The organism is Pseudonocardia pini (assembly GCF_013870575.1).
Lineage (GTDB): Bacteria > Actinomycetota > Actinomycetes > Mycobacteriales > Pseudonocardiaceae > Pseudonocardia > Pseudonocardia pini.
In genome coordinates this window covers 1-4,725 of the sequence record NZ_JACBXB010000427.1, presented here as the reverse complement: position 1 = coordinate 4,725, position 4,725 = coordinate 1, and the positions used below count along the sequence as shown (strand labels likewise).

General features: G+C 71.8%; 4 protein-coding genes and 1 pseudogene. 1 reads left to right on the top strand and 4 read right to left on the bottom strand.

Annotated elements, in window-relative coordinates; genetic code table 11:
- The 3 genes and pseudogenes from H5J29_RS21375 to ctaD all read right to left on the bottom strand — a co-directional run.
- Positions 1-337 (bottom strand): annotated as a pseudogene (locus H5J29_RS21375) (hypothetical protein); the annotation flags it as partial.
- On the bottom strand, positions 334-1,527 hold the full coding sequence (serB, locus tag H5J29_RS21370) for a phosphoserine phosphatase SerB (protein WP_376768557.1): 1,194 nt from the start codon (positions 1,525-1,527) through the stop codon (positions 334-336). The pseudogene H5J29_RS21375 and the gene serB, both read right to left, overlap by 4 nt.
- A 42-nt stretch (positions 1,528-1,569) precedes the next feature.
- Positions 1,570-3,324, bottom strand: coding sequence for an aa3-type cytochrome oxidase subunit I (gene ctaD, locus H5J29_RS21365; protein WP_181782825.1), 1,755 nt, complete (start codon positions 3,322-3,324; stop codon positions 1,570-1,572).
- Between the two features lie 170 nt (positions 3,325-3,494).
- Between ctaD and H5J29_RS21360 the strand changes: the two genes are divergently transcribed.
- Complete coding sequence (locus H5J29_RS21360) at positions 3,495-4,235, top strand: ABC transporter permease (RefSeq protein WP_181782824.1); 741 nt, start codon at positions 3,495-3,497, stop codon at positions 4,233-4,235.
- 39 nt (positions 4,236-4,274) lie between these two features.
- Here the strand turns inward: H5J29_RS21360 and H5J29_RS21355 are convergent.
- Positions 4,275-4,725, bottom strand: a 451-nt coding sequence (locus H5J29_RS21355; RefSeq protein WP_446686487.1) for a helix-turn-helix domain-containing protein, incomplete at its 5' end; no start/stop codon positions are given.

Genomic DNA, 4,725 nt, shown 5'->3' with positions numbered 1-4,725 from the left:
CGACGGTGACGCCGGGCAGCTCCTGCACGGCCGCCCAGTGTGCGCCGCGGGCGCGCCGGGCGATCTTGCGGATCCGGCCGTCGATCCAGAGCCGCAGCGGCTCCTCCCACTCCGGCTCGGGGGTCACGCACACCGCGAGCGCGGCCTGGGCCGCCGCCTCCAACAGCGCGATGCGGCCGGGCAGCGGCTCGCGCTCGATCCGCAGGACGACGGGCATGGCCCGCACGATCCCGTCCGCCTCCGGCGGGATGACGGTGGGTGCCCCGGTGTAGCGCGCGGCCAGCCCGGCGAGCACGTCGGCAGCGGCCCAGGCGTCGTCGGACGAGGCGGCGCTCACGCGATCGGGACCCGACGTAGCACGCCCTCCTCGGCGTCCGCGCTCTCCACCTCGTCCCGGGTGATGCCCAGGACGAACAGCACGGCGTCGAGGTACGGGACCGACAGCGCGGTGTCGGCGATCTCGCGCAGCGCAGGCTTGGCGTTGAACGCGATGCCCAGCCCGGCGGCCGAGAGCATGTCGATGTCGTTGGCGCCGTCGCCGACCGCGACGGTCTGCTCGATCGGGATCCCGTGCTCCGCGGCGAACCGGCGCAGCGCCACCGCCTTGCCGGGCCGGTCGACGATCTCCCCGACGACCCGCCCGGTGAGCCGCCCGTCGGCGACCTCCAGCGTGTTGGCCGCGCAGAAGTCCAACCCCAGCTCGGCCACCAGACCGTCGATGACCTGCGTGAACCCCCCGGACACGACCCCGCAGCGGAAGCCGAGCCGCTTGAGCGTGCGGATGGTGGTGCGGGCGCCGGGCATCAGCTCCAGCTCGGCCGCGACCTCGTCGATCACGGAGGCCGGAAGACCTGCCAACGTGCCGACCCGGGCCCGCAGCGACTCCGCGAAGTCGAGCTCCCCCCGCATGGCCGCCTCGGTGATCGAGCGGACCTGCTCCTCGGCGCCCGCGCGGGCGGCGAGCATCTCGATGACCTCGCCCTGGACCAGGGTGGAGTCGACGTCGAACGTGATGAGCCGCTTGGAGCGCCGGGCCAGCCCGACCCGCTCCACGGCCACGTCCACCCCCGCCTCGCGGGCGACCTCGACGAGCTTGGCCCGCAGGGTGCCGTGCGGCTGGGCGGGGTCGTCCGGGTTCGGCGAGACCTCGAACTCGAGGCCGGTCACGGGGTAGTCGGCGACCCGCTTGATGGAGTCGATGTTCGCGCCGACGTCCGCGAGGGCCTGCGCGACCATCCCGAAGGCCCGCGCCGTGATCGGCCGCCCCAGCACGACGACGGCGTGCGTGGCGTGCCTGCGCACCTCGCCCACCCCGCCGAGCGAGGTGTGGACCTGCATCCCGATGCTGTGCATCGCGGACTCGACGGACTCCTGCAGCTCCTCCGGGTCCCCGGCCACGGCGACCAGGGCGCCGAGGGTGAGCCTGCCGCGGATGACGACCTGCTCCACGTCGAGCAGGTCGACGGCGTGCCGGGTGAGCACCGTGAACAGAACCGAGCTGACGCCCGGACGGTCAGGCCCGGTCACCGTGACGAGCACGGTGGACCGGGCCTGGTCGTGATCGGGCACCTACCGCGACTTGGGGTCGTCGTCCGGCTGCTCTTCCTTGCCGACGGCCTGGGTGAGGACCTCGGACGGCGCGGCGTGCCCGCCGACGTGCGCCTCGGCCCTGGCCCGCTCGACCAGGTGCGGGTAGTGCAGCTCGAACGCCGGGCGCTCCGAACGGATCCGGGGCAGCTCGGTGAAGTTGTGCCGCGGGGGCGGGCAGGAGGTGGCCCACTCCAGCGAGTTGCCGTGGCCCCACGGGTCGTCCACGGTGACCACGCGGCCGTAGCGGTAGCTGCGGAAGACGTTCCAGATGAACGGCAGCGTCGAGGCGCCGAGCACGAACGCACCGATCGAGCTGATCATGTTCAGCGTGGTGAAGCCGTCGGACGGCAGGTAGTCCACGTACCGGCGCGGCATGCCCTCGTTGCCGACCCAGTGCTGCACCAGGAACGTCATGTGGAACCCGACGAACGTGGCCCAGAAGTGGAACTTGCCCAACGTCTCGTCCAGCATCCGGCCGGTCATCTTCGGGAACCAGAAGTAGATGCCCGCGTAGGTGGCGAACACGATGGTGCCGAAGAGGACGTAGTGGAAGTGCGCCACCACGAAGTACGTGTCCGAGACGTGGAAGTCGATCGGCGGCGAGGCCAGCAGCACGCCCGTCAGACCACCGAAGAGGAACGTGGCGAGGAAGCCGACCGAGAAGAGCATCGGCGTCTCGAACGTGAGCTTGCCCTTCCACATCGTGCCGATCCAGTTGACGAACTTGATGCCCGTGGGGATCGCGATGAGGAACGTGGTGAAGGAGAAGAAGGCCAGCAGCACCGCGCCGGTCGCGTACATGTGGTGCGCCCACACGGCGACGGACAGTGCCGCGATGGCGATCGTGGCGTAGATCAGCGTCTTGTAGCCGAAGATCGGCTTGCGGCTGAACACCGGGAAGATCTCGCTCACGATGCCGAAGAAGGGCAACGCGACGATGTACACCTCGGGATGGCCGAAGAACCAGAAGAGGTGCTGCCAGAGGATGACGCCGCCGTTGGCGGGGTCGAACACGTGGGCGCCGAGGTGGCGGTCCGCCGCGAGGCCGAACAGGGCCGCGGTGAGCACCGGGAACGCGATCAGGATGAGCAGCGCCGTGACGAAGATGTTCCAGGTGAAGATCGGCATCCGGAACATCGTCATGCCGGGGGCACGCATGCAGACGATCGTGGTCACGAAGTTGACGCCGCCGAGGATCGTGCCCAGCCCGGAGACCGCCAGACCCATGATCCACAGGTCGGCGCCCGCCCCGGGTGAGCGGATCGCGTCGGACAGCGGGGTGTAGGCGAACCAGCCGAAGTCCGCGGCACCGCCCGGCGTGAGGAAGCCGGACAGCACGGTGAGGCCGCCGAAGAGGAACAGCCAGTACGAGAAGGCGTTCAGCCGGGGGAACGCGACGTCCGGCGCGCCGATCTGCAGCGGCACGATGTAGTTCGCGAAGCCGAACAGGATCGGCGTCGCGTACAGCAGCAGCATGATCGTGCCGTGCATCGTGAACATCTGGTTGTACTGCTCGGACGACAGGATCTGCTGTCCCGGCCGCGCCAGCTCCGCGCGGATGAGCAGTGCCATCGCCCCGCCGACCATGAAGAAGGCGAAGGACGTGACCAGGTACAGGATCGCGATGTCCTTGGGGTCCGTCGTCCTCAACATCTTGAGGAACACCGAACCCTTACCCGGTCGATGCGCCGGGTACGGGCGCGTCTCGATCGGCTTGGGCGCGACGGCTGTCACTGTGCCTCCTGCACTGGCCTCGTGGTGGGGCAGGCCCGAACTCTATCTCCCGCGCACCGGCCCCCACGTGATCGGGCAGGCGTGCATGGGCATTGTGCTCTACGGAGGGTAGAACGCCCAACCGCGGGGTGCCAGACTCGGGCCCGATCGGGTCCGGGCAGGGTCGTGGCGTGACCCTCACCCCCGGGCCGGGCCTCGCCGTCGCCGTCGTGCTCGCGGTCGCGGTCGCGGCCGCGTCGGCGCTGCTCGCCCGGCTCGGGACGGCCCGCGGGGCGGTGCTGGCCTCGGTCCGGGCGGCCGTCCAGCTCGGCGCGGTGTCCCTGCTGCTCGGCGTGGTGGTGCGCTCGCTGGGGGCGAGCGCGGGGTTCGTGCTGCTCATGGTGGGGGTGGCGACGTTCACGTCCGCGCGGCGGATCACCGCGGACCGCAGCGGTGCGTGGGTGCTGCTGCCGATCGCGGCCGGGCCGCTGCCCGTCGTCGCCCTGCTCGTGGTGGGCGGGGTGGTGCCCGCCACCGGCCTCGCCGTCATCCCGACGGCGGGGATCCTGATCGGCGGGGCGATGACCGCCACGTCGTTGGCGGGCAGGCGGCTGCGCGACGAGCTCGAGGCGCGACACGGCGAGGTCGAGGCGGCCCTGTCCCTGGGCCTGCTCCCCCGGGACGCCAACGTGGAGATCGCCCGGCCGAGCGCCGCCCAGGCGCTGGTCCCGGCGCTGGACCAGACGCGGACCGTCGGGCTGGTGACGCTGCCGGGCGCCTTCGTGGGGATGCTGCTGGGCGGGGCGTCGCCGCTGGAGGCGGGCGCGGTGCAGCTGCTTGTGCTGGTGCTCCTGCTGGCGGTGGAGACCGCCGCGGTGGCACTGACCCTCGAGCTGGTCTGCCGCGGCCGGATCCGCTTCCCACGGTCGTGAGCGGCGATCGTCGCCATGGCGACGATCGCCGCTCATGGGTCAGCCTGCCAGGCGTTTCGCCGGGTCCGGCGGGGCCGCGCCCGCGGCGACGAGCGCGTCCGACCACTCGTCGAGCTGCTTGGTGATCGACCCGAGCTCCGGGCCGATCGCCTCGACCACCGAGCGCTGCAGCGCGTCGGTCCGGGCCTCCAGCTCGCTCCGGAACCGCAGGCCCCCGGCCGAGAGCAGCTCGCCCTCGAGCAGCCCCTGCTCGCGCAGGTCCGCGAGGGTCTGCGCGACCCGGTCCGGCGACCAGCCCCGCGTCGCCGTGTACTCCCCCGCCCGGTAGCCGCAGTACAGCTCGGTGAGGACGTTCATCGCCACCGGGTCGAGACCCGCCACCGCGCACACCGCGAGGTGCGAGTCGCCGCGGTGCTCGCGCAGCAGGTGGCAGGCGTGCACGAGGGCGGCGAGCGGGTCGTCGGGCCACGGCTCCGCCACCAGTCCGGTG